The 21,972-nt window shown below is 63.9% G+C and carries 17 protein-coding genes and 2 pseudogenes; 11 read left to right on the top strand and 8 right to left on the bottom strand.

Annotation, left to right across the window (positions count from 1 at the left end):
* Window positions 1-106 precede the first annotated feature (106 nt).
* From ACVWW1_RS45485 to ACVWW1_RS45455, 7 genes are all read left to right on the top strand, one after another.
* Complete coding sequence (locus ACVWW1_RS45485; RefSeq protein ID WP_456660822.1) at window positions 107-1,615, top strand: autotransporter outer membrane beta-barrel domain-containing protein; 1,509 nt, start codon at window positions 107-109, stop codon at window positions 1,613-1,615.
* 189 nt (window positions 1,616-1,804) lie between these two features.
* A complete protein-coding gene (locus ACVWW1_RS45480; RefSeq protein WP_456660376.1) occupies window positions 1,805-1,942 on the top strand; it encodes a hypothetical protein in 138 nt (45 codons plus the stop codon).
* A 259-nt stretch (window positions 1,943-2,201) separates the two neighbouring features.
* Window positions 2,202-3,497: an oxalate/formate MFS antiporter gene (gene oxlT / locus ACVWW1_RS45475; protein ID WP_456660375.1), complete on the top strand. Its 1,296-nt coding sequence runs from the start codon at window positions 2,202-2,204 to the stop codon at window positions 3,495-3,497.
* A 235-nt stretch (window positions 3,498-3,732) separates the two neighbouring features.
* On the top strand, window positions 3,733-5,052 hold the full coding sequence (oxlT, locus tag ACVWW1_RS45470; protein WP_456660374.1) for an oxalate/formate MFS antiporter: 1,320 nt from the start codon (window positions 3,733-3,735) through the stop codon (window positions 5,050-5,052).
* Between the two features lie 295 nt (window positions 5,053-5,347).
* Window positions 5,348-5,782 carry a CBS domain-containing protein gene (locus ACVWW1_RS45465; protein WP_173641874.1) on the top strand — a complete coding sequence of 145 codons (435 nt, stop codon included), beginning with the start codon at window positions 5,348-5,350 and terminating at the stop codon, window positions 5,780-5,782.
* Between the two features lie 241 nt (window positions 5,783-6,023).
* Window positions 6,024-7,019 (top strand): NAD(P)H-dependent flavin oxidoreductase, encoded by a 996-nt coding sequence (locus tag ACVWW1_RS45460; RefSeq protein ID WP_207836626.1) that lies wholly within the window; start codon window positions 6,024-6,026, stop codon window positions 7,017-7,019.
* 167 nt (window positions 7,020-7,186) lie between these two features.
* Complete coding sequence (locus ACVWW1_RS45455) at window positions 7,187-8,155, top strand: zinc-binding dehydrogenase (protein WP_456660373.1); 969 nt, start codon at window positions 7,187-7,189, stop codon at window positions 8,153-8,155.
* Window positions 8,156-8,344: 189 nt separating this feature from the next.
* Here the strand turns inward: ACVWW1_RS45455 and ACVWW1_RS45450 are convergent, their stop codons facing one another.
* Complete coding sequence (locus ACVWW1_RS45450; protein WP_456660372.1) at window positions 8,345-8,839, bottom strand: RlpA-like double-psi beta-barrel domain-containing protein; 495 nt, start codon at window positions 8,837-8,839, stop codon at window positions 8,345-8,347.
* Window positions 8,840-9,084: 245 nt separating this feature from the next.
* Here ACVWW1_RS45450 and ACVWW1_RS45445 point away from each other — a divergent pair.
* A pseudogene (locus tag ACVWW1_RS45445) lies at window positions 9,085-9,278 on the top strand (quinone oxidoreductase); the annotation flags it as partial.
* A 118-nt stretch (window positions 9,279-9,396) separates the two neighbouring features.
* Here ACVWW1_RS45445 and ACVWW1_RS45440 read toward each other — a convergent pair.
* From ACVWW1_RS45440 to ACVWW1_RS45430, 3 genes are all read right to left on the bottom strand, one after another.
* Window positions 9,397-10,263 (bottom strand): DMT family transporter, encoded by an 867-nt coding sequence (locus tag ACVWW1_RS45440; protein WP_456660371.1) that lies wholly within the window; start codon window positions 10,261-10,263, stop codon window positions 9,397-9,399.
* 73 nt (window positions 10,264-10,336) lie between these two features.
* Complete coding sequence (locus ACVWW1_RS45435; RefSeq protein ID WP_456660370.1) at window positions 10,337-10,939, bottom strand: TetR/AcrR family transcriptional regulator; 603 nt, start codon at window positions 10,937-10,939, stop codon at window positions 10,337-10,339.
* A 261-nt stretch (window positions 10,940-11,200) separates the two neighbouring features.
* Window positions 11,201-11,752, bottom strand: a complete 552-nt coding sequence (locus tag ACVWW1_RS45430) for a TetR/AcrR family transcriptional regulator (RefSeq protein WP_456660369.1) — start codon at window positions 11,750-11,752, stop codon at window positions 11,201-11,203.
* Between the two features lie 87 nt (window positions 11,753-11,839).
* Between ACVWW1_RS45430 and ACVWW1_RS45425 the strand changes: the two genes are divergently transcribed.
* Window positions 11,840-12,334, top strand: coding sequence for a nuclear transport factor 2 family protein (locus ACVWW1_RS45425; protein WP_456660368.1), 495 nt, complete (start codon window positions 11,840-11,842; stop codon window positions 12,332-12,334).
* A gap of 133 nt (window positions 12,335-12,467) precedes the next feature.
* On the opposite strand, the gene ACVWW1_RS45420 is transcribed toward ACVWW1_RS45425, so the two are convergent.
* Window positions 12,468-12,614, bottom strand: coding sequence for an MAPEG family protein (locus ACVWW1_RS45420; RefSeq protein ID WP_456660821.1), 147 nt, complete (start codon window positions 12,612-12,614; stop codon window positions 12,468-12,470).
* Window positions 12,615-13,316: 702 nt separating this feature from the next.
* Between ACVWW1_RS45420 and ACVWW1_RS45415 the strand changes: the two genes are divergently transcribed.
* Together ACVWW1_RS45415 and ACVWW1_RS45410 are read left to right on the top strand one after the other, a co-directional pair.
* A complete protein-coding gene (locus ACVWW1_RS45415) occupies window positions 13,317-14,690 on the top strand; it encodes a cation diffusion facilitator family transporter (protein WP_456660367.1) in 1,374 nt (457 codons plus the stop codon).
* A 192-nt stretch (window positions 14,691-14,882) separates the two neighbouring features.
* The gene (locus ACVWW1_RS45410) at window positions 14,883-17,204 is read left to right on the top strand and encodes an ATP-binding protein (protein WP_456660366.1); all 2,322 of its coding nucleotides are present in this window, start codon (window positions 14,883-14,885) and stop codon (window positions 17,202-17,204) included.
* Between the two features lie 8 nt (window positions 17,205-17,212).
* On the opposite strand, the pseudogene mdoH reads toward ACVWW1_RS45410, so the two are convergent.
* The 3 genes and pseudogenes from mdoH to ACVWW1_RS45395 form a co-directional block, all read right to left on the bottom strand.
* A pseudogene (gene mdoH / locus ACVWW1_RS45405) lies at window positions 17,213-19,331 on the bottom strand (glucans biosynthesis glucosyltransferase MdoH).
* Window positions 19,319-20,800 (bottom strand): glucan biosynthesis protein G, encoded by a 1,482-nt coding sequence (locus tag ACVWW1_RS45400; protein ID WP_456660365.1) that lies wholly within the window; start codon window positions 20,798-20,800, stop codon window positions 19,319-19,321. The pseudogene mdoH and the gene ACVWW1_RS45400 overlap by 13 nt, the downstream one beginning before the upstream one ends.
* Window positions 20,801-21,050: 250 nt before the next feature.
* On the bottom strand, window positions 21,051-21,947 hold the full coding sequence (locus ACVWW1_RS45395; RefSeq protein WP_176532448.1) for a LysR family transcriptional regulator: 897 nt from the start codon (window positions 21,945-21,947) through the stop codon (window positions 21,051-21,053).
* Window positions 21,948-21,972: the final 25 nt, after the last annotated feature.

The raw sequence follows: 21,972 nt of genomic DNA, 5'->3' as shown, positions 1-21,972 counted from the left end.
CGGCGCGACGATCGGCGGCATCGGCACTATTGGCGGACTCAGCGTTGCCGGCGGCGGCACGGTCGCGCCGGGCAATTCGATCGGCACGTTGAACGTCGCCGGCAACGTGTCCCTGGCAGCCGGCGCGATCTATCAGGTCGAAGCCAATGCAGCCGGCCAGTCCGACAAGATCGCAGCCACCGGCACCGCAACGCTCGGCGGCGGCAACGTGCTGGCGCTGGCGCAGACCGGCACCTATGCGCCGCAGACCGTCTACACCATCCTCACCGCCAATGGCGGCGTCAGCGGCACCTTCATTGACGTCACCAGCAGCCTGGTATTCCTCACCCCGTCGCTGAGCTACAACGCCAACGACGTGTTCCTGACGCTCGCCCGCAACACCACCTCGCTCACGAGCGTCGCGCAGACACCGAACCAGATCGCCGTCGCCGGCGCACTGGATGCGAGCGGACAGCAGCGCGATCCGTTGATGGTCGCCGTGCTGAACCGGAGCGCTGCCGGCGCGCGGCAGGCGTTCGACGCACTGTCCGGCGAAGTCCACGCCTCCTCGCAGACCGCGATGCTGGATGACTCGCGCTATTTGCGCGATGCCGTGCTGGGACGTCTGCGGCAGGCCGCCTTCGCCGGCGGCAGCGGGCCGATGGCCGCGCTCGGCTCGGGCGGCCCGCAGACCGCCGCGATGGACTCACTCTCGGTCAGCTCCGCGCTCGCCTATGCCGGCACGGAGAGGTCGGCGTTTCCGATCAAGGCGCTGCCGCTCGCCGGCCCCGCGCCGATCCCGGACACCACATTCTGGTCCCAGGGCGTCGGCGCCTGGGGCCGGCTGAACGGCGACGGCAATGCGGCGGGCATGACGCGTGACCTCGCCGGCTTCTTCAGCGGCGTCGATCGCCGCTTCGCACCGAACTGGATCGCCGGCATCGCCGGCGGCTACACCAGCTCGACCGTTCATGTCGGCGATCGCAACAGCTCGGCCGATATCGAAACTGCGCACCTCGCCGGCTATGTCGGCGCGAGCTACGGCGCGTTCAACCTGCGCGGCGGCGCCGGCGCAAGCTTCAGCACGCTCGACACCAGCCGCTCGATCGTCTTCCCCGATTTCTTCGACAGCGCACGGGCGCGTTATAACGCCACCACGGCGCAGGTGTTCGGCGAGATCGGCTACGGCCTCAACCTGGGCAAGATCGCGCTCGAGCCGTTCGCCGGCCTCGCCTGGGCCCATCTCGACACCGACAGTTTTGCCGAGACCGGTGGCAGCGGCGCCGCCGCACTGCGCGGCGCTGGCGGCAACCAGGATGTCGGCTACTCCTCGCTCGGCGCCCGCATCGCCACGAGCATCGCTTTGACCAACGGCATGCAGCTGACGCCGCGGGCCTCGGTGGCCTGGCAATACGCCTTTGGCGATGTCACCCCGACGGCGGCGCTCGCGTTCCAGAGCCTGGGAACCAGTTTCAGCGTGGCCGGCCGGCCGCTGGCGCGCAACGCGGCGCTGGTTGAAGGCGGGCTCGACCTGCGGATCACGCCGCAGGCCAGCGTCGGCATCGCCTATGTCGGACAGCTTGCCGATCGGGTGCAGGATCACTCGGTAAAGGCCTGTTTTAGCTGGAGATTCTGACCCGGCGGAACCTCCGGGCTCCGCCCGTTCCCCTCCGATCCGGGATGCCAATCAGCCCATTTTGCTGCAATGCACAGTCGCGCATGCTGCTATGCAAACAAGCCCATTGTCTCTGGCATCTGGTATACATAATTTGGCCGCAGATGATGAGCCGGCCCGTTGCTGGCCCTCCAGCCAAAGGGGACACCAATGTCCAAGACCACCGCCCTCACGCTCGCGCCCTCCTCCACGCTGTTCGGCCGCCTGATGGCCTCGATCGACCGCCTGCTGATGAAGAGCGCGGAGATCTCCAACGGCAATGGCGACCTGCCGCGCGTCGGCCTCTGAGGCCTGAGGATTTCGCGCGCGCTGCACCGAGACCGTTTCGTCGCAAGTTGCGATCTGACATTGAACCTTCGACCAATGGCCCCGATTTTCGGGGCCATTTTTTTGCGCGCTGAATTACTCTCATTGCGGTGACCGCCTTCAGTCCTCTGCGGCATATGCGCACGCAACCTCTGCGACAGCTTGAACCTTGGCATATCAAATACCAAGATGACCGAGCCGCGCCACAAGCAGAATGACAAAGCGCGCACTGGGAGGATCAATGTCGGACATGGTTCAGGCAACTGCGGCGCCCGCGGCCGCGCGTGTCAGCGATACCTATCGCTGGATGCAACTTGCGATCGGCGTCGCCGCGATGGTGATGATCGCAAACTATCAATACGGGTGGACGTTCTTCGTCCCTGACATCCAGAAGAAGTTCGGATGGGATCGTGCATCGATCCAGTGGGCCTTCACGCTCTTCGTGCTGTTCGAGACCTGGCTGGTGCCGGTCGAGGGCTGGTTCGTCGATAAATACGGTCCGCGTTTGGTCGTGCTGATCGGCGGCATCCTCTGCGCGATCGGGTGGGCGATCAACGCGCAGGCGACCTCGCTGAACGGCTACTATCTCGGCATGATCATCGCCGGCATCGGCGCCGGCGGCGTCTACGGCACCTGCGTCGGCAATGCGCTGAAATGGTTTCCCGACAAGCGCGGCCTTGCGGCGGGCATCACCGCAGCCGGCTTCGGCGCGGGCTCCGCACTCACGGTGGCGCCGATCCAGGCGATGATCAAGGACTCCGGCTTCCAGACCACCTTCCTCTATTTCGGTCTCGGCCAGGGCATCATCATCGTGCTGCTCGCCTTCTTCCTGCTCGCGCCGAAGGCCGGTCAGGTGCCGGCCGTCGTGGCGAACGCCAACATCATCCAGACCCGGCGCAACTATCAACCGACCGAAGTGCTGCGGCAGCCGATCTTCTGGCTGATGTACTTCATGTTCGTGATCGTCGGCGCCGGCGGCCTGATGGTGACGGCGAACCTGAAGCCGATCGCGGTCGACTGGAAGGTCGACAGCGTGCCGGTCACGCTGATGGCGGTGACGATGACGGCCGTGACCTTCGCGGCCACCATCGACCGCGTCCTCAACGGTCTGACGCGTCCGTTCTTCGGCTGGATCTCCGACATGATCGGCCGCGAGAACACGATGTTCATCGCCTTCGGCATGGAAGGCTTCGGCATCTGGATGCTCTACCTCTGGGGCCACGACCCGGTCTGGTTCGTGCTGCTCTCGGGCTTCGTGTTCTTTGCCTGGGGCGAGATCTATTCGCTGTTCCCCTCGACCTGCACCGACACGTTCGGCGCCAAGTTCGCGACGACGAATGCGGGCCTGCTCTACACCGCGAAAGGCACCGCCGCGCTGTTGGTGCCGATCGCCAACTACATGCAGCAGTCGTCGGGCCATTGGGACAACGTGTTCATCATCGCAGCCGGCGCCAACATCCTTGCCTCGCTGCTCGCGATCGCCGTGCTCAAGCCATGGCGGAAAATCGTGGTCGCGAAATCGGCGGCGATGGCTTAGCAACGCGCCAATCTTCTGCTGACGAAAGCGCCCGGCCGAACGCCGGGCGTTTCATTTTCGGCGTTCACGAGCAGCCCGAATGGGCGCGTCGTATGCCAGTTTTGCTGCAATGCAGCAGAAAGATGGGCTTGCTTTCTGGAATATAGTATACCAACCTCCCGTTAAGCGCTTGCGACGATACGCCACAAGAATTGCGACACTGGGTCACAAGACCAGGCGCGCTCGGGAGGATTCGATGGTTTCCAGCAATGCCGCCGTAACACAAGCTCAACCTTCGTCCAGTGGCTTCCGCTGGCTGCAGCTCGTCATGGGCATCGTCTGCATGGCGATGATCGCGAACCTGCAATATGGCTGGACGCTGTTCGTCGATCCGATCGACGGCGCGCATCACTGGGGCCGCGCGGCGATCCAGTTCGCCTTCACGATCTTCGTGGTGACCGAGACCTGGCTGGTGCCGGTCGAAGCCTGGTTCGTCGACAAATACGGCCCGCGGATCGTCATCATGTTCGGCGGCGTCATGATCACGCTGTCCTGGGTGCTGAACTCCTACGCGGATTCACTCACTTTGCTCTACACCGCGGCGGTCATCGGCGGCATCGGCGCCGGCTCGGTGTACGGCACCTGCGTCGGCAATGCGCTGAAATGGTTTCCCGATCGCCGCGGCCTCGCCGCCGGCGCAACCGCCGCGGGCTTTGGCGCCGGCGCGGCGCTGACCGTCGTGCCGATCGCCAACATGATCGCCTCGAGCGGCTATCAGACCGCGTTCTTCGATTTCGGCATAGGGCAAGGCCTGATCGTGTTCCTGCTCGCCTTCTTCATCCAGAAGCCTGCGGTCACGATCCCGCCGAAGAAGAAGCAGCTCAATCTGCCGCAGACCAAGATCGACTTCACGCCGCCGCAGGTGCTGCGCAGCCCGATCTTCTGGGTGATGTATCTGGTGTTCGTGATGGTTGCATCCGGCGGCCTGATGGCGGCAGCGCAGATCGCGCCGATCGCGCACGACTACAAGATCGCCACTACGCCGGTCTCGCTCGCCGGCTTCCAGATGGCCGCTCTGACCTTTGCGATCTCGCTCGACCGCATCTTCGACGGGTTCGGACGGCCGTTCTTCGGCTGGGTCTCCGACAATATCGGCCGCGAGCACACCATGTTCATCGCGTTCGGCACCGGCGCGCTGATGCTGCTGACGTTGTCCACCTGGGGCCATAACCCGCTGGTGTTCGTGCTGGCGACCGCGGTCTATTTCGGCGTGTTCGGCGAGATCTACTCTTTGTTCCCGGCGACCTCCGGCGACACCTTCGGCTCGAAGTTCGCGACCACCAACAACGGCATGCTCTACACCGCGAAGGGCACCGCCGCGCTGTTGGTGCCGGCCGCCAGCATCGTTGCCGCCAGCTATGGCTGGCAGGCGGTGTTCGTGATCGCGGTTGCGCTCAACGCCACCGCGGCACTGATGGCGCTGTTCGTGATCAAGCCGATGCGCCGCGCCTTCATCAACGGCAACGAGGCTGCCGCGGCCGCTGCCGAGACCACGACGAATGCCAAGACGGCCTGAAATGTCGGCCTGAAATGGCGGCTTGAAATACCGGCCTGATTTCGGGACTTCCTGGTGGACTGATAGAGGCGCACTTCGGTGCGCCTCTTTCGTTTGGGGAGCGCAGGGATGCCAGATACCAGATACGCCAAGGACGGCAGATGGCCAACCCGCTCACACCAGGTCACAATCGTCCGAAACGTCAGCGACTCTGCCTATTTCGGCGGTTTCCTGGTGGTAGATTTCCCTAACGGCCGCGTTGACAATTGGCATTTTGTATACCAGAATCCAATCAACGATAACCAAGGAGGTTGCCATGCAAGTCGGAGATATCCTGCGCAAGAAGACCCCTCGCGTTGCCACGGTTCGCATGAACGAGACGGTGGCGATCGCCGCGCAATTGATGCGCGCCAGCAATATCAGCGCGCTGGTGGTCAAGGATGTCGTTCGCACCGAGGGCAACACCGCCGTCGGCATGTTCACCGAGCGCGACGTGGTGCGTGCGATTGCCGAGCACGGTGCGGCCGGCGCCAGCATGAAGGTCTCGCAGTTCGTCTCGGTACAGCAGCTGGTGTCGTGCACCTCGAGCGATACGCTCGAGCACATCCGTCATCTCATGACCAAGCACCACATTCGCCACGTGCCCGTGATCGACAATTACAGCCTGATCGGCGTCATCAGCATGCGCGACATCGCGGCCGCGTTCGACGAGGAAACTTCGGCGTCGAAGAAGGACGCGGTGCCGGCGTAACAAACATCTCGCTTGTCATTGCTCTCGGCCAGGCGCTGCGTGCCGATCACCGGCGCCTGGAGCAAACAACCAAAGACTTCGCCCTCGCCTGACTGCCGCGCCCCGTCATTTCCGCATGGGCGCGCCGCAGGTCGCCGGTAGACATTTGCCGGACAGGACTGCATCCTTCCCTCGACATCCAAAAACAACAGCGTGCGCGGCCGTCCGCGTCGCGGAAAATTCTGATGGAAACGAGGGCAGAATGATCAAGACACGCTTCACCGAAATGTTCGGCGTCGACCACCCGATCGTGCAGGGCGGCATGCAATGGGTCGGGCGCGCGGAGCTGGTTGCCGCCGTCGCCAATGCCGGCGCGCTCGGCATGATCACGGCGCTGACGCAGCCGACGCCGGACGATCTGCGCAAGGAAATCGCGCGCTGCCGCGAGATGACCGACAAGCCGTTCGGCGTGAACCTGACCATCCTGCCCGCGATCAAGCCGCCGCCTTATGCCGAATACCGCCAGGTCATCATCGAGAGCGGCATCAAGATCGTCGAGACCGCCGGCAACAAGCCGCAGGAACACGTCGACGAGTTCAAGCGGCACGGCATCAAGGTGCTGCACAAATGCACCAGCGTCCGCCACGCGCTGTCCGCCGAGCGGATGGGCGCCGACGCGATCTCGATCGACGGCTTTGAATGCGCCGGCCATCCGGGCGAGGACGACACCCCCGGCCTGATCCTGATTCCGGCCGCTGCCGACAAGGTGAAGATCCCGATGATCGCCTCGGGCGGCTTCGGCGATGCCCGCGGCCTCGTCGCAGCGCTGGCGCTCGGTGCCGAAGGCATCAACATGGGCACGCGTTTCATGTGCACCAAGGAAAGCCCGATCCATCAGCTGGTGAAGGAACGCATCGTCGCCAATGACGAGCGCGAGACCGAGCTGATCTTCCGCACCATGCGCAACACCTCGCGCGTCGCCAAGAATGCGGTCTCGACCAAGGTCGTGCAGATGGAGAAGGAAGGCGCCAAGTTCGAGGACGTGCGCGAGCTGGTCGCCGGCGCCCGCGGCAAGATGGTCTACGCCACCGGCGATGCCGACGAAGGCATCTGGTCGGCCGGCCAGGTGCAGGGCCTGATCCACGACATTCCGTCCTGCGCCGAACTGATCTCGCGCATCGTGAGCGAGGCGGAAGCGATCATCCGCGAGCGTCTGGACCGCATGACATCGGTGGGCAAGCGCCAGGCCGCGGAGTAAGCATCGAGTAGCGATCCGTCACCCTGAGGTGGCCGCTTCTTCAGCGGCCCTCGAAGGGTCGACGGCCACCGGCCGGAGCCGTTCATCCTTCGAGACGCGCTGCGCGCTCCTCAGGATGACGGAGCTCAGAGTCACCTCGAATTCGACGACACAACGAGAAGAAGCCCATGAAAGCCTATGTGTACGGAGCCAACGGCCCTGAAATCACCGACGTTGCGAAGCCCACGCCGAAGGGCACGCAGGTGCTGGTCAAGGTTCACGCCTGCGGGCTGAACCGCGCCGATCTCGGCATGACCAAGGGCCACGCCCACGGCGCGGCCGGCGGCGTCGGCACCGTGCTCGGCATGGAATGGGCTGGCGAGGTTGCCGAACTCGGCCCCGATGCCAAGGGTGTCAAGGTCGGCGACAAGATCATGGGCTCGGGCGGCGCGGCGTTCGCCGAGTACACGCTCGCCGATCACGGCAGGCTGTTCCGCAGCCCATCGAACATGAACTTCGACGAGGCCGCCACCCTGCCCGTCGCGCTCGCCACCATGCACAATGCCGTCGTCACCAACGGCGCGCTGCGGGCGGGCCAGACCGTGCTGATCCAGGGGGCAAGTTCCGGCGTCGGCCTGATGGCGATGCAGATCGCAAAGCTGAAGGGCGCGAAGCTCGTGGTGGGATCCTCGACCGATGCGATGCGCCGCGGGCGCTTAAAGGAATTCGGCGCCGATCTCGCGGTGGATTCCAAAGACCCCGGCTGGGTCGATCAGGTGTTGCAGGCCACCGGTGGCGAAGGCGTCGATCTGATCGTCGATCAGATCTCGGGACCCGTCGCGAACCAGAACCTCAAGGCGACCAAGGTCAAGGGCCGCATCGTCAATGTCGGCCGGCTCGGCGGCGCCCATGCCGATTTCAACTTCGACCTGCACGCGGCGCGCCGCATCCACTACATCGGCGTCACCTTCCGCACCCGCTCGATCGAGGAGGTCAGAGAAATCTTTGACGAGGTGCGCAAGGACATCTGGCCCGCGGTCGAGGCGCGCAAGCTGCAGCTGCCGATCGACCAAGTCTACAAATTCGCCGACATCGGCAAGGCATTCGAACACATGGAAGCCAACAAGCACCTCGGCAAGATCGTGGTGACGCTGTAGCAGCAGGCTCCAGCGATTGTCATCGTCATTGCGAGCGATGGGCGGACTGGCGAAACCTAATCCGTCCTCTTTTGACGGATGCAAGCGCGGACGATGCCGGAGCCTGTCATCGGGCCGCGCTTCGCGCGCACCCGGTGCGCTAATCCGCGCCTGCTGCGTGCTGTGCTCTGGCTCTTTCGCGTGCAGTGTTCAGCCGACCGGTCCGGGAATCCAATAATCCCCCGCAAGCGGGCTGACCTTTACGCCACCAATGACTCCGAGCTCCAGGCTTGGATCGAAATAGCGCATCGTCCGCTCATTGAGGTCAATGATGCGGCCAGGCCGTAGTGGCCCCACGTCATTTATCTTCACGATGACCTTCTTGCCGACAGCCTCGACGAGGGCATATTTCGGCCTCGCGCCAAATTGGACCCCACCAAACTTCCCACGCAAACTCGTTTTGATGGCAGCCGCCCAGACCGAGCGATCATAGCGCTCGCCGGAGGCAGTGCTCGGACCGCCCTCCTCCTTGCCGGGCTTGAACGGATTGTACATGGATGCCGCGCCAACGATCGCATCCTCACACGCGGCGTTGACGACGGCGCTTGAATGAACCGCACCGTTTTCACTTCGAGCAGCGGTGCCAGAAATGGCGAGCGCAACCAGCGCGCCGCAAATCGCGGCGCTCGAGCCGAACAGCATCATAACTCCTTTGATTGATTTTTTTCGATCGTCCGGTTCCCGATGCCGCAAAACATCGTCAAACGAACGCGGAGGCGTTAACGCGTGCCAATTCTTTGCGGATTCGCGCCAGTTCCGGCGACGGAACCATTATGAGAACAAGGGCGGTCCTCACACCGTGTCTTCAGTTTCGCGCCCGTCTAAGACAGAGAATGCGTCAGCAAAATGACTGAGTGGAGCGGTCTTCGACAGCGCGTGAAGAGCATCTCGGCGGCACCTTCCGCACCCGCTCGATCGAGGAGGTCAGAGAAATCATCGACGAGGTGCGCAAGGACATCTGGCCCGCGGTCGAGGCGCGCAAGCTGCAGCTGTCGAGCGACCAGGCCTACAAATTCGCCGATATCGGCAAGGTGTTCGAACACATGCCAACGAGCACCTCGGCAAGATCGTGGTGACGCTGTAGCGGCGAGGCGCGTAGGGCGAATTAGCGAAACGTAATCCGCCGTTCTTTCTTCGGATGCAACGGCGGATTGGGGCGCCGGAGCCCGTCATCGGGCCGTGCTTCGCGCGGACCCGGTCGGCTAATCCGCCCTACGCAGTTGCGCCGGTCGTACCTGTGTGATGGCGACGCCGGAGATCGCGAGCAGCCCGCCGACAACCAGCTTCGGCGTCACCTGATCGCCAAGGAACATCACGCTCGAGATCAGGGCGAACACCGGAAGCAGCAGACCGAACGGGGCGACGCGGCTCATCGAGCAACGCCCGATCAGCCAGAACCAGAGGCCAAACCCGACGATGCCTCCGATGAAGATCGTGTAGGCGAGCGCCAGCCAGCCACGTCCATCAGCCGTGACAAGGCTGGCCGCTTGTCCATATTCGAGCAGCAACGACATCAACATCACCTGCGGCACCGTGAGCAGCGACGACCATCCCATCAGCATCAGGGGATCAAACGGGCCGTAGCGTTTCGTCAGGACGTTGGACACCGCGAACGCGAAGGCTGCCCCGACCACAAGCAGCAGCGGAAGCGCGTTTGCGGACAGCCCCGGCCCCGCTGCCAACACCACCACGCCAGCGAATGCAAGCAGCACTCCGGCTGACGTGACGAGAGACGGCCTCTCCGCGAGCAGCGGCCAGGCCAGCAGGACGGTGAAAGGCGGCGCGAGTTGATATGCGACAGCCGATATGCTTCCCGAGCCGAGCCCAAGACCAACATAGAACAGCCCGAAGTTCAGTCCACCTAGGAAGATCGAAATAGCTGCGATAGGGCCGAACTGTTGACGCGTGGGTTTTTTGACGAACGGAACAAGCAGCAGCGCGATCGCCAGGAAGCGCAGTGCGAGGAAGAACAGCGGCGGAAACTCCGTGACGCCCACCTTGATGGCCACGAACTGAAAACCCCAGAGCAGGGGAACGGCCACTGCGCAGACGATCTGGATGGCAGTCATGGCATCATTCCTTTCAAGACCGATCAGTCCAAATATGGGCGCACCAATAGCGAGAGCGTCCATGGCTTATTGTTTATCTGATGAAGCGATCGAGAAGCGCGTCAGCGGTGGCTTGCCATGTGATCCGTGTCTGTGCCGTTTTGGCGACCACCCGTAACCCCCAAACGAAACAGACGAGAATTCGGGCGGCACTTGCAGGCTCGACGCCATCGGCCAATCTGCCCGCTGCCTCCGCGCGAGACAGTACGTCTGCCACCCTGGCCTCCATAGTTTTGAAAAAACCCGCGACGCGACGGCCAACCTCGGCATCATGGCCGGCCAGTTCCATGGCTGTCGCCACCAGCAGGCATCCGCGCCGACCATTGGCGCCGCTGGCGCGCTCGACGTAACCGGCAAGGTAGGCCCGCAGGCCGGCGACCGGTTCCTTGCGGGGGTCGAGTTCGACATCCATCCGAGTCAGCGCATCGGCAATGTAGCGATCGAGCGCGCGCAGGAAGAGCGAGTGCTTGTCGCCGAAAGCGGCGTAAAGACTGCCACGCGAGAGCTTCGTCGCACGCAGCAGGTCCGGCAGCGCCGTGGCGTGATAGCCCCCCCCCCCCCCCTTACACGCGCGACCAGAACACATCCATGGCGCGTTCGACGGCGGCTTCGATGTCGAAGCTTCGCGGGCGACCACGGAGCGATTGCACTGGGGCTTGGCGGCTCATTGCCGATATATAGACCAATTGGTCTCGATATGGCAAGCGATCGCTTTGGTCACGAGTCGGCGAGCCGCGGCAGGGCTGGCGGAATTCGTAGGTGCTTTGGCGACATCGCGAAGCGCCCGCTCGCCATCACGACCTGCAAACCCGCCGGACGGATCAGCACAGCGCATTCGCCGTCTCGTCGAGTTGTAGCGACGGGTCGCGCTGCGCTGGTCCGTCCTGCGCGGTGCTCCCTATGCAAAAGGAAGAGACGCCCGCGTCTCGCTCAGGATTTCCTTTGAGAGTTTCTCATCGTCGACCAAACGGGCAAGCACCATCGCGCCGACCATGGCCGACCAAGCGGCGATCGCTGCGCGCCGCTTCCCCCGCGGCGTGTCGCCCCCTGCATCAACAGTGAGATGATCGATCCGGCTGCGGACGGCTGCGGTCATTTTTTGCCGGAGATCAGCGGAGCCTCGCGCGGCTTCCGTTCCCAGACTTGAGAACAGGCAAGCGGTGGCGCGGTTGTCGCGGTGCTTGACGCTGAGATAACCGTTGGCAAATTCCCCCGCCCGGCGGCGCGGCTCGGCCGTGTCAGGCGCCACGGGCAGCGCTTGCCCGACTGCTTCCGCGACCAGCGCCTCCTTGGACGGGAAGTGCCCGTAAAAGGCGCCGTGCGTCAGGCCCGCCTCCTTCATCACCTCAGCTACAGTGACGTCGTCGAAGCCTCGCTGCCGAAACAGGCTGGCGGCGACAGCCAATATCCGTGCGCGATGTTCTGCGACCTGTTCCCTGCTCACTTTCATGTGCGCGTCTCCGAACCCGCTTGACTCTATACATGATAATCATCATGAATGCAATCATGATATATATCATCAATAAGGGCTCGCACCATGCCTAGCAACCTCTCGGCCTTCATGCGCCATCGCTCGGTCAGCACCGCATTTCTCCTTATCGCATTGGCGATCGCCGCGGGCTGGCGAGTATCCGCCGCCGCCGGTGAAGCCGAGGCGCGCGGGTTCTTTGCCAAATTCGTCGCCGCGCAAAATGCCCATGACGTCACCGGCGTGAAGGCGATGCTGTGGAATTCACCCGACATGCTTTGGTACGGGCGAGGCGTCGAGACCAGAGGGCCCGATGCCGTCGCCGATCGGTTCAAGGAATACTACCAGGGCACATGGCATCTCGAGCCCGACATGTCGCAATTCCGTGCCGCGGTGGTCTCAAGCGACGTCATGCAGATCCTTGTTCCGATCGTTTTCACGCGGGGCCTTCCGGGCCAGCCGTCGCAAGACAACAAGTTCCTGATCAGCCAGACGTTGGTTCACGATGCAAACGGCTGGCACGTCGCGTCGATCATGCCGATCGCAAACACACAACTGAAATAGTCGCATCCGACGAGTGGAGCGACTGGTGCGCCATAGCTCGAAGAACGAGGGCGGAAGCGATACGCATCAAGTGCCCGCGCGGAGGGACCACGGGTTTCGCTGCATTCCACCCATCCTAAAGCGCGGCGCCGCCTCAAAGGACAGCATCCATGATGATCCGTCCAGCCGCGACAAGCAGCGCCGCATAAGTCAAGAGCATTCCAAAGCCGCGCACCAGCGCCGATCCGCCAAGCATGCCGATTGCATGCAGCAGCCGCCCAGATGCGAGCGTTGCTCCGATGGCAACGACGATCCAGGCCGGAACGGCATGCGCCTCGACCAGCCCAGCGAGATAATCCCGAGAGCCGCGTATTCGACAAAATTGCCTTGGGCGCGGATGCGTCGGCGCGGCGTCTCATCGGCGCCGTCGCCGACCATCTCCCCGACCTTTGCGCGGCGAAGCGAAACTGGCAATGACAGCGCGACAAGGCTCACCGCGAAGACCGCCCCAAAGATCGAGACCTCGCCTACGCCGGAATGTCCTATAAGGAAATGTTGACGGCCTGAAGGTCGTCCTGCGACGAGTGTTGTTCATTCGACACGACGGGCAACTCACCAAAACCTGTCAATCCTCAAGCTCTAAAATATTTTGCTTTATCAGAAGTTCAACTCATGGTCTGCCCGTCTCACCCGATCGAGGGACGCTTCGCGATCGTCACGGGTGTTGCGGTGAGATGCGGTGGCCGCCGCGTGCGTGACTGACGAGCATGCATGAGGCGGACGGTGAAGTCGTGTGGTCCTGACGCCCCAGTGGCAGGTGTCCTCTCGCAGAACGCGAAAGCGTCTTGCGAGGGCGGCGACAAGCAAGCCCGGTCTCGCCGGGGGGAGCACGAAGTAAGCCGTAACACGTAAGTTTGACACAACGATGCACTTGCAAGTGAGTTGCGATTGCGTGTTGCGAACGACACTTGATGTTCACAGACTCCCTGCTAAACCGCCGCCCATGAGCGCATCCTCCACCAAGACCTCCGTCGCCGCGATCTCGATCCTTGCCAGCGGCAGCATGGCGGTCGCAAAATTCGTCGTCGGCATCGCGATCGGATCGCTGGCGCTGATATCAGAGGCGCTGCATTCGTCGATCGACCTGGTCGCCACCATCATCACCTGGGCGGTGGTGCGGGTGTCGGACCAGCCGGCCGACGCCGAGCATCATTACGGCCACGGCAAGTTCGAGAGCGTCTCGGCGCTCGGTATCATCGCCCTGCTCTATGTGCTCGCCGGCGGCATCCTGGTGCAGGCCTACAGCCATCTGCGCGAAGGCGCCCCGCCGCCGTCGATCTCGGCCATTCCTTTCGTCGTCCTCGTCCTCGATATCGGGGTCAATCTGTGGCGCGCCCGCGCCCTGCACCGCGCCGCGCGCGACACCAAGAGCCAGGCGCTGGCCGCCGACGCGCTGCATTTCGCCTCCGACGTGATGGGATCCGCGGCCGTCATCGTCGGCCTCGTGCTGGCCGGCCTCGGCTTCTGGTGGGGCGATGCCGCAGCCGCCATCGCGGTCGCCGTGATGATCGCGCTGCTCGGCCTGCGCATGGCCCGCGAGACGGTCGAGACCCTGCTCGACCGCGCGCCCGAAGGCGCGCTGGAAAAGGCCACCACCGCCATTGAAGCCGTGCCGGGGGTGGTCGACGTCGAGCGGCTGCGGGTCCGCATGGTCGGCGCCACGCATTTCATCGATGCCTTTGTCACCGTGCCGCGCACCTACCCGATCGACCGCGTCGAGGACATCAAGCGCAGGGCGCAGCAGGCGGTGACCAAGGCGTTGGGGGACGCCGACCTCACCTTTACGGCGGTGCCGGTGGCGCGCGACAATGAGAGCGTGCGCGAGCGCATCATGGTGATCGCGCGCAATTCCGGTCTCGCCATCCACCATGTCACCGTCCACGACATCGGCGGCAAGCTGATCGTCGGCATCGATCTCGAGGTCGACAGCGACATGGCGCTGGACGCCGCCCACGACATCGCCCACGAACTCGAGCGCGCGATCCGCGAGGACTTTGGCGAGGACGTCGAGGTCGACACCCATATCGAGCCGCTGCAGCCGGAACTGCCATGGGGAACCGACGCCGAGCCCGACCGCGTAGAAGCCATCAAGACCGCACTGACCGGCTTTGCCGATGGTGGCGCGATCCATGACATCCATAATGTGCGGGTCCGCAACAGCGATGCCGGCGAGATCGTCAACTTCCATTGCCGCGCTGAGCCCTCGATGAGTGTGATCAAGGTGCACGAAAGCGTCGACGAGATCGAACGCAAGCTGCGCCGCGCATTCCCAACCGTGAAGCGTGTGATCAGTCACGCAGAACCGACGCGCGCGTAATTCTACGGAGCCGTTCCTGTTTCGGACTCACTTTGCGCCCGGTGATTCTCTCTTGGACAAGATTTTTTTCGCATTAACGAATCGTTGACTCTCGACAGCCCGGGAAATCTGGATTCAAATCATCATGATTCGGATGCGACGTGGGGAGCATCCGAACATGGTAAAAAATCAGCTTAGATGGGGGTCTAAGGCATGGCGCGCGCGCATGCAGCGAACGCTTGCGTCCAATCCGATTCGATCAAGGGATTGGCGCAGTCGATCGCGAAACCGGCCTATCACAGGCTCTTGACGGCCGAGCCTGCACTGCGCCGCGCTGTCCCTACGCTGATCATCGCCTTCCTCGTCACCATCTGCCTCGGCGCCTTCGTCCAGGTGATCGACCAGAACCGGCAGAAGCGCGGCGCGATGAAGCGCGACCTGGCCGCGCTCTCCGACATCCTCGCCGAGCGTCTCGACCGCCTGACCTCGGTGCGGCGCGACCGGCTCGCCAATATCGAGCAGATGCAGGAGCTGCTGCCCGACCTGATCCCGTCCTGGGGCATCGCCGATGGCCGCCACGTCATCATCACCAGCGCCGATCACCGCGTGCTGGCCCGCGTGCCGATCGACGGCGCCGGCGAGAACGACCGCGTCCTTGACATCGTCTCCACCGCGCAGCTCCTGGTCGCACCGGGCCAGCAGGGCGCCGTCAGTGACATGACGTTGCCGGGCGGCACCGGCGCGCTGGCGATCTCGCAGCTCGTCAAGTCGCTGCCCGGCCAGGTCGTCGTCATCCAGGAGATGAACGAGCCGATCTGGGGATCGGACGCCGCGCTCTCGGTGACGCTGTCGGCGACCACGAGCTTCGTGGTGCTGATCCTCGGCTTCGCCTTCCACTGGCAATCGACCCGCGCCCGCGAGGGCGACCTGATCAACGACGCCGTGCGCGGCCGGATCGACACCGCGCTCAATCGCGGCCGCTGCGGATTGTGGGACTGGGACCTGTCGCGCGGCAGGATCTTCTGGTCGCAGTCGATGTTCACCCTGCTCGGCCTCGATACCCGCAACGACCTCCTCACCTTCGGCGAGGTCAACGCGCTGGTGAACTCCGACGACATCAACCTGTTCGACATCGCCGAGCAGCTGATCTCGGGCAAGATCGATCACATCGACCAGAGCTTCCGCATGCGACATGTCGGCGGCCACTGGATCTGGCTGCGCGTCCGTTGCGAGCTCAGCCACGCCGCGGCCGACAGCGGCCTGCATTTGATCGGCATCGCCGTCGACATCACCGAACAGAAGAGCCTCGCCGAGAAGTCAGTGGAAGCCGACCTCCGGCTGCGCGACGCCATCGAGACCATTCCGGAGGCCTTCGTGCTCTGGGACGCCGAGGACCGCCTCGTGCTCTGCAACTCGCACTTCCAGCGGCTGCACAAGCTGCCGGATACCGCGGTGAGCCCCGGCACCTCCTATGAGACCGTGATCGAGGTCGGCAGCATGCCCGAGGTGCGCACCCGCCTGCACGAGAGCGGCGTGCCGGCGCCCGGCGCCCGCACCTTCGAGGCGCAGCTCGACGACGGCAGCTGGCTGCATATCAGCGAACGCCGCACCAAGGACGGCGGCTATGTCTCGGTCGGCACCGACATCACCCGCATCAAGGCGCACGAGCAGAAGCTGGTTGACAACGACCTGCGCCTGCGCGCCACCGTGATCGACCTGCAGCGCTCGCAATCCGAGCTGGAGCGGCAGGCCGTCGAGCTCGCCGACCTCGCCGAAAAGTATTCGCAGGAGAAGACCCGCGCCGAGGACGCCAACGCCGCGAAGTCGAAGTTCCTCGCCAATATGAGCCATGAGTTGCGCACGCCGCTCAACGCCATCATCGGCTTCTCCGAGATCATGGGCTCTGGCCTGTTCGGGACGCTCGGCTCGGACAAGTACGCGGAGTACTGCCACGACATCCTGACCTCGGGGAAATACCTGCTCGAGGTCATCAACGACATCCTCGACATGTCGAAGATCGAGGCCGGCCGCATGAAGTTCGACATGGAGCCGCTCGACCTCTCCGGCATCCTCGCCGAGTCGCTGCGGGTGGTCTCCGGCCGCGCCGAGCACAAGGGCCTGTCGCTGGAATCGGATATCGAAAGCACGATCTCGGTCGTCGCCGACCGCCGCGCGGTCAAGCAGATCATTGTCAACCTGCTCTCCAACGCCGTGAAGTTCACGCCCGACAACGGCCGCGTGCTGATGCGCGGTCAGATGCTGGATGACTCGATCGTGCTCCTGATCGCCGACAGCGGCATCGGCATCGCGCCGGAATCGCTGCGGCGGCTCGGCAAGCCGTTCGAGCAGGTCGAGAGCCAGCTCACCAAGAGCTACCAGGGCTCGGGCCTCGGACTTGCGATCGCCCGTTCGCTCACCAACCTGCATGGCGGCTCGATGAAGCTGCGCTCCAAGCTCGGCGTCGGCACCGTCGTCCGCATCACCCTGCCGCGCGATCCGCGTAGCTCGCGGGCGAAGCTGCAAGAGGCGGCTTAGGCCCCACCCTACTTCGTAAGCACGCCTTCCAGCAGGACGGAATCGCCGAGAACGGCAAGCGTCTCGCGCGGCGTGAGATGCTCGACCGCCTCGTCGAAGCTCCCGCTCGCCTCGATCCGCGCGCGTGCCATCGCGAGGTCAGGATCGATCTCGCCTGGACCGCGGCGCCCCGTCGACGTTAGCGACGCGAGATGACGATGCAGCAAGTCGGAATCCTGCCGGAGCATTGCGAGCGCAGGGGCCGAGGCGTGGGCGGGCGACAACGCCAGCTCGTTGGCACGCACCAGCACGCTCGGCGGCCCGACCTCCTCCGGCGTCATGAACAACGCACGCAGCGCAGGCTTGGCAGTCCAGGCGCCGATCGGGATTGCAAACAAGAGACCGACGATCACCGGCGACATCCACAGCAGCAGCGGCAGTGACACCGCATAGGCGCTCGCCGCCATCGCGACACCGCAGGCGGTCGGGACGCCGTATTTCCGATAGAGCTCCCGTCGCTCGACCTCGCCGTCGTCGCGCCGCTGCGTCTGCCAGCCCGCATCCCGCCCGAGCAGGATCTCGATGACGGCGATCGACTGGAATACCATCATGACCGGTGCGATCATCGCGGATATCAGCACCTCGGCGATGACACCTGCCAGCGCCCGGAAGCCGCCGCCGAATTGCCGGCGGACATCCGAGCGCGCCAGCAACAGGATGAAGCCGAGCAGCTTCGGCACGATCAGCAGCGCCATAGTGAGGCCAAAGACCCAGGCGGCGAGCACCGGGTCCTGCGCCGGCCAGTTCGGGAACAGCGAGAAGCCCTTCGGAAAATACTCGGGGCGAATGAAGCGCGCCTGTAAGGAGATCAGAATTCCGAGCAGCAGGAACGCAAGCCACATCGGCGCGGTGATGTAGGAGCCGATCCCCGCCATGAAATGCAGCCGCGAAATCCAGTGCAGGCGGCGCGTGGTCAGCACCGCGAGATGCTGCAGATTGCCCTGGCACCAGCGGCGGTCGCGGGCGGCAAAATCCAGCAGCGACGGCGGCACCTCCTCGTAGCTGCCGCCGAGCATCGGGGCCATGTAGATGCCCCAGCCGGCGCGCCGCATCAGCGCTGCCTCGACAAAATCGTGGCTCAGGATATGTCCGCCGAACGGCTTGCGTCCGGACAGTTCAGGCAGGCCCGCCTGCTCGGCAAAGGCCTGGATCCGTATGATGGCATTGTGTCCCCAGTAATTGCCCTCGGAGCCGTGCCACCACGCGACACCGGCGGCGACCATCGGTCCGTACAGACGGCCGGCAAATTGCTGCAGCCGGCTGAACAGGCTGCGCGCGTTGACGATGACCGGCAGCGTCTGCAGCAGCGCCGCCTGCGGATTAGTCTCCATGGCGTAAACCATCCGCACCATGGTATCACCCGACATCAGGCTGTCGGCGTCGAGCACGATCATGAACCGGTAGGCGCCGCCAAACCGCGTGATCCACTCGCCGAGATTGCCGGCCTTCCGCGCCGTATTGTCGGCGCGATGCCGGTAGTAGAGCCTCCCGCCGCAGGCATCGCTGAACGCCAGGAACGCCTGTTCCTCGGCGATCCAGATATCGGGATCGCGCGTGTCACTGAGCACGAACCAGTCGAAGCTTCCGCCCTGCCCGGTCGCTTCGATGGATTCGTATATCGCGCGCAAGGCGCGCCATCAATTGATGCGGATTCTCGTTGTAGGTCGGGAGCAGGACCGCGGTCCGGCTCGCGAGCCGCGGCAACGGACCATCGTCGCGGATCAGCAAGGCATTCCCGTTGCGCCGAAGCAGCACGAAGAAGCCGGCCAGCCCCGACGCAAACGAGAACGCGATCCATGCGAGCAGTGCGACGAACAGCGCCAGCACCATCCATTCCATGATCGTCACGCCGCCGACCTGGACCACCATGTACATCTCGTAGGCGCCCGCGCCGGTCAGCGCCGCCGTCAGCACCACGATGAAGGCGCGGCGCATCAACATGCCCGCACCGACCGACACCGGCTTGCTCACCGCGCGCGGCGGCTGGCCGAGATCGGCCGCCGACATCGCAAGCGGGCTCTCGTGCGGCAGGAAGCCACCGGCCGTTGCCGCGACGTCGGGACGAGGCGACGTGACTATGGCGCCCATCGATAGACCCAGATCTCCGAGAGCGGCTTGTCATCCTGCGCCAGATGGGCACGCAGCTCGATCGGCTCCTTCTTGACGGCGCATTGGAAGCTGAGCCGCCACCCGCCCGTATTCGGGTTCGGCTGCGTGACGATGTTCGTGATCTCGGCCTTCTCCGCCGTCACGACGCCCTTGATGCTGGCGGGATCGATTCCCTTCAGATTGTCGCCGAACAGGTCGAGCACGAACAGCTTGCTGTTCTCGCCATGCGCGCCGATGCCGCTGCGCGTGAAGCGCGCGAGCGAATGCGGCTTCGGCGCGTCAGGCCCCCAATGCAGGCGATAGGTCAGGTTGGTCTCGCTCTTGGCCTTGAGTGGCGTCTTCGGCCGCCAGAACGCGGCGATGTTGTCGTGGATCTCTTCCTTGGTCGGAATCTCGAACAGGATCACCGCGCCCTCGCCCCAGTCGCCGATCGGCTCGACCCACAAGCTCGGACGCTTCTCGAAGCTCGATTCGATGTCCTGATAGGCGAAGAAATTCTTCTCCCGCTGCATCAGCCCGAAGCCGTGCGGATTGATGTCCTGGAACGTGCTGATCTGGAGGTCGCGCGGATTGCTCAGCGGACGCCACAGGGATTCGCCCTTGCCGTTGTAGATCGCAAGCCCGTCGGAATCATGCACCGACGGCCGGAAGTCATCGACCTCGTTGCGATCATTGGGCCCGAAGAAGAACATGCTGGTCATCGGCGCAAGGCCGGCATGCTCGAGATCGGCACGCGGATACAGCGTGGCCTCGACATCGAACACCGTCGTCTTGCCCGGCCTGATCGTAAAACGATAGCTCGCCGCGCAGCTCTTGCTGTCGAGCAAGGCATGAATCACCAGCGAGGTCGCGTTGGGCACCGGACGCTCGAGCCAGAACGCCTTGAAGAACGGAAACTCCTCGCCCTTCGCCTCGCCGGTATCGATCGACAGGCCGCGCGCCGACAGGCCATAGGTCTCATCCTTGGCGACTGCGCGGAAATAGCTCGCTCCGAGGAAGACGCAGACCTCGTCGTAATAGTCCGGCTTGTTGATCGGCGCGTGGATCCGAAATCCGGCAAAGCCGAGCTCGGTCTCGGTGAACGCAGGCACGGTCTCACCGAACGAAAACATGTCCTTGCTGTAGCTGACTTCGCTGACCTTGCCGTCGGCGACCTCGAAGATCTTGACCTTGTTCTTGTAGAAGAATCCACGGTGGAAGAACTGCGCTTCAAACGGCAGCTTCTGGCCGTGCCACAACGCGCGCTCCGGCACGAAGCGGATCGAGCGGTACTGATCGTAGTTCAGGTCGGTCAGGCCATTCGGTAACTTCTCGTCCGGCGCCTCGAAGGACTTGCTGGCGAGATTGCGGGCAAGCTCCCTCACCATCGACGCGTTGAAAGGTGCGCCCGGCGTATTCCCTGCGGCTGCGGCCTCCCGCTGCGGCAGGAGCATCAGTGCCGGCAACATGGCTGATCCGTGGAGTAACTGGCGACGATTCAAAGCAGCTCCTGCTTGCTGACCGGGACGCCGCAATGAAACCGCCGAACCGTCTGTGAGTTCCATTGTTGCTGCGTGCAACAGAAGATTGCCCCCGGGTTGGGTACCAGGACTTGCTTCAAGGCAAGGAGACAACGCGCAATTGCTTTCTGGCGCATCATGCCAGGCAATCGCCGAGCATAAGATCGGTGGAGGAAGACCCGTGGCTGATTACTGAGAGCTACGCGCTCTCCAGCTTCGGCGCGACCTCGCGTGCGACCTGCACCAGGGCTGCGATCAAGGGTGTCATCGGATCACGCTGCGGGATCACCAGGCCGATGCTGTAGTCGACGACCGGATCGACGATCGGAATGCTGCGCACGGCATCGGCGAGGCCGAGCGTCTCGGCGAGCTTGGCCGGCATCACGCTGGCCCAGCGTCCGGTCTTCACATGGGTGTAGAGCACGAGCAGTGAATTCGATGTCAGCGACGGCGTCGCCTCCGCACCGACCGAGGTCAGCGCGCGATCGATGATACGCCGGTTCTGCATGTCGGGCGTGAGCAGGCACAGCGGCACGGTGCCGACTTCCTTCCACGTCACCTGCTTGCGGTCGCCGAACATCGCATCCGGCGCCGTCAGCAGACGATAGCTCTCGTTGTAGAGCGGGATGGTGCGGACCTTGCCGATCGGCTCGTTCTCGATGTAGGTCAGCCCGGCATCGACCTCGAGATTTTCGAGCAGGCCGAGCACGTCGGCGGACGTGCAGGACTGGATGCGAAACCGCACATCGGGATGGCGCGCCCGGTACGGCGTGGTGAGCGAGGCCACCATGCCGAGCGCAGTCGGGATCGCCGCGATCCGGATCTCGCCCGACAGCTTGTCCTTGAGGCTGTTGATCTCCTGCTTCATCGCCCGCGTGTCGCCGACAATGCGCCGCGCCCAGTCCAGCGTCCGTTCGCCCTCCGGCGTGAAACCCTGAAACCGCGATCCGCGCTGCACCAGCATGACGCCGAGGATCTCCTCGAGCTGCTTGAGACTGGTCGACATGGTCGGCTGGGTGACCCCGCAGGCCTCCGCAGCGCGGCCGAAATGCCGTTCCTTGGCCAGCGCCAGCAGAAGTTCCAGCTTGTCGATCAAGGTTCAAACTCCTTCGGAAAACGGC

This window comes from Bradyrhizobium sp. JR3.5, assembly GCF_054057015.1.
This window is presented reverse-complemented; position numbering and strand designations above follow the sequence as displayed.

What these genes read in the sequence shown, in the direction of transcription:
- ACVWW1_RS45480 (WP_456660376.1), top strand. Translation starts at nt 1,805, where the DNA reads ATGTCCAAGACCACCGCCCTCACGCTCGCGCCCTCCTCCACGCTGTTC.
- oxlT (WP_456660375.1), top strand. Translation starts at nt 2,202, where the DNA reads ATGTCGGACATGGTTCAGGCAACTGCGGCGCCCGCGGCCGCGCGTGTC.
- oxlT (WP_456660374.1), top strand. Translation starts at nt 3,733, where the DNA reads ATGGTTTCCAGCAATGCCGCCGTAACACAAGCTCAACCTTCGTCCAGT.
- ACVWW1_RS45465 (WP_173641874.1), top strand. Translation starts at nt 5,348, where the DNA reads ATGCAAGTCGGAGATATCCTGCGCAAGAAGACCCCTCGCGTTGCCACG.
- ACVWW1_RS45460 (WP_207836626.1), top strand. Translation starts at nt 6,024, where the DNA reads ATGATCAAGACACGCTTCACCGAAATGTTCGGCGTCGACCACCCGATC.
- ACVWW1_RS45455 (WP_456660373.1), top strand. Translation starts at nt 7,187, where the DNA reads ATGAAAGCCTATGTGTACGGAGCCAACGGCCCTGAAATCACCGACGTT.
- ACVWW1_RS45450 (WP_456660372.1), bottom strand. Translation starts at nt 8,839, where the DNA reads ATGATGCTGTTCGGCTCGAGCGCCGCGATTTGCGGCGCGCTGGTTGCG.
- ACVWW1_RS45440 (WP_456660371.1), bottom strand. Translation starts at nt 10,263, where the DNA reads ATGACTGCCATCCAGATCGTCTGCGCAGTGGCCGTTCCCCTGCTCTGG.
- ACVWW1_RS45430 (WP_456660369.1), bottom strand. Translation starts at nt 11,752, where the DNA reads ATGAAAGTGAGCAGGGAACAGGTCGCAGAACATCGCGCACGGATATTG.
- ACVWW1_RS45425 (WP_456660368.1), top strand. Translation starts at nt 11,840, where the DNA reads ATGCCTAGCAACCTCTCGGCCTTCATGCGCCATCGCTCGGTCAGCACC.
- ACVWW1_RS45415 (WP_456660367.1), top strand. Translation starts at nt 13,317, where the DNA reads ATGAGCGCATCCTCCACCAAGACCTCCGTCGCCGCGATCTCGATCCTT.
- ACVWW1_RS45410 (WP_456660366.1), top strand. Translation starts at nt 14,883, where the DNA reads ATGGCGCGCGCGCATGCAGCGAACGCTTGCGTCCAATCCGATTCGATC.
- ACVWW1_RS45400 (WP_456660365.1), bottom strand. Translation starts at nt 20,800, where the DNA reads ATGTTGCCGGCACTGATGCTCCTGCCGCAGCGGGAGGCCGCAGCCGCA.